This window comes from Actinosynnema sp., assembly GCF_052038725.1.
In genome coordinates this window covers 1-2,243 of the sequence record NZ_JBQGCX010000936.1, presented here as the reverse complement: position 1 = coordinate 2,243, position 2,243 = coordinate 1, and the positions used below count along the sequence as shown (strand labels likewise).

2 protein-coding genes and 1 pseudogene are annotated in these 2,243 nt (G+C 68.6%); 2 read left to right on the top strand and 1 reads right to left on the bottom strand.

All coding sequences use genetic code 11. The features are described from left to right. A pseudogene (locus tag ACTUAL_RS19850) lies at positions 1-234 on the bottom strand (hypothetical protein); the annotation flags it as partial. Positions 235-326: 92 nt separating this feature from the next. On the opposite strand from ACTUAL_RS19850, the gene ACTUAL_RS19845 reads away from it, so the two are divergent. Beyond that, positions 327-809, top strand: coding sequence for an Lrp/AsnC family transcriptional regulator (locus tag ACTUAL_RS19845; protein WP_440901298.1), 483 nt, complete (start codon positions 327-329; stop codon positions 807-809). 58 nt (positions 810-867) lie between these two features. After that, positions 868-2,243 (top strand): NACHT N-terminal helical domain 7-containing protein (locus ACTUAL_RS19840; protein ID WP_440901297.1); only part of this gene is annotated, 1,376 nt, incomplete at its 3' end.

Sequence of the window (2,243 nt, the reverse complement as noted above, 5' to 3'; positions counted from 1 at the left end):
CGGGGCGTTCAGCAGGGTGAACAGCACCGCGAACGGCCAGTCGACGAGGTGCCCGACCAGCAGCACCAGCCCGGCCGTGCCACCCGTCACCACCCCGGCGGACTTGAGCAGGAACAGACCCAGCGAGGCCACGAAAGCCCCGATCACGATGCCCGCGACGTTCTCCGCGGTGCTGTGCTTCGGCGGCGCCTGCTGCACTTGTGGTGCGAGGGGAGCCGATTCGATCGTTGTCACGGGGCAAAGAATGACTAGTGACCTGGCATTCGCACAACACCGCCCCCGCGCACTGCGCAACTTGACTCGTCTGACTCGATTCAGGTGCCACAATGCGCAGCGTGGACAGCCTCGACGCCCGGATCCTGCTCGCCCTGGACGAGCAGCCCGACGCGACCAGCCTCGCGCTGGCCCAACGGCTGGGCATCGCGCGGAACACCCTGCACGCCCGGCTGCAGCGGATGCAGCGGTCCGGGGTGATCGGGGAGTTCAGCCGCCGCGTCGACCCGGCGGCACTGGGGCGTCCGCTGGTGGCGTTCGTGTCGATCGCGCTGAGCCAGAGCACGGCGCGGAGGGTGAACGACGCGCTGCGGGGGTTCCCGGAGGTGGTGGAGATGCACTCCACGACGGGGGAGGCGGACCTGCTGGTGAAGGTGGTGGCGCGGGACACGGCCGATCTGCACCGGATCACCAGCAGTTTTCTGACCGTGCCGGGGGTGGTGCGGACCAACACGGCGATCTCGTTGAGCGAGGAGATGCCGTTCCGGATCAGGGCGTTGATCGAGACGATCGCGGAGGAGGGGCGGGGTGGCTAACGCGTCCGGCCGCATCCCGATGCACAGGTGAAGCCCGCCGCTGATCCCGGAGTCGCCGATGCCCCGCAAGCCTGCCCTCACGTTCGCCGGTGCGCTGCGCATCCTCGGCGAGCACGAGAGCAAGGCGGTCGAGAGGCTGGACAAGGCGTTAGGCGGGGCGATCCTCGCCTCGGGCGTCGTGTCCCTGGTCGACGGCGGGGCGACGGTGCTGTTCGCCGCGCTGTGGGGCTGGGTCGACCAGAAGAACGAGGCCACCAGGCTGTTGCGCGAGCTGGTGGGGAAGTTGTCGGGCCGGGTGGCGGCGACCAGGGGCGTGGAGCGACGCGACCTGATCATCGCCGCGCACAGCACCATCGTGGCTGCTGCCTTCTTCGAGGTGCTGGAGGAACGCCTCGGCCCTCAGCGGGTGCGCGAGCTGGCCGTCACCGAGGTGGAAAAGTGGCAGCTCGCCATGGGGGACACCCAGGACTGCCACGATTCCCTCGACCGGTCGGAGATCCCTGCCCCGTCGCCATCACGTGGGTTCCAGGAGAACCTGGAGCACCTGGCCCGCTGGGTCGACACGAGGGCGGAGGAGACGGGCCACTTCTTCAACGGTCTTGTTGGCGGTGAAAGCACTGTCCGGGTGTTCGACGAGGAGTTCCGGGAGCTGGTCCTGGACCGCTACCAGTCGCACTACCTCGCGCTGGCTGCCACTGCTCCGGAGTTCGTGTTCTGGGCCGTCCTGGGCGAGCACGCCGCCACCAGGGTGCGCATCGAACGGCTCAACTCCGAATTCCGGGCCGTGCTCGACACACACGGAAGGGCGCTCGCCCAGGCCCACTCGCTGCTCGGGCTGCTCTCCAACCGTGCCGCCGCAGTCGACAAGCACCGGGAAGGACTGCGGAAGGCGAATGCTGGAGTGGTCGCCAAACCCATCGTGCCGAGCGACACCGAGCGCTACGAAACCGACGTCACGTTCCCCACGATCGAACGGGCTTTCGTCACCCCGCACTACCGCATGGTCGCTTACGACAAGAGCGGTCGCCCGGCGGATGACCACTGGTGGGAGAAGCAGCCACTCGCGCGGAACCTGGAACTGATGCTCGCCGCGCACTTCACCTCGGCCGACGCCACGACGCTGCCCATGCTGCTGCTGGGGCCCCCCGGCGCGGGCAAGTCCATGCTCACGAAGGTCCTCGCGGCCCGGCTGCCTGCCGAGGAGTACACCGTGGTCCGCGTGCCGCTGCGCAGCGTGCAGGCGGGCGTGTCGGTCTCCCAGCAGATCCAGCAAGCCCTGGACATCACGAGCAATGAACGACTGAGGTGGCAGGACCTGTCCGACCGGGCGGACACCGTCCTGGTCGTCCTCCTGGACGGCTTGGACGAGCTGCTCCAGGCGGCTGACTTCGACCGCAGCGGGTACCTGCGCGATGTCGTGGAGTTCCAGCGGAT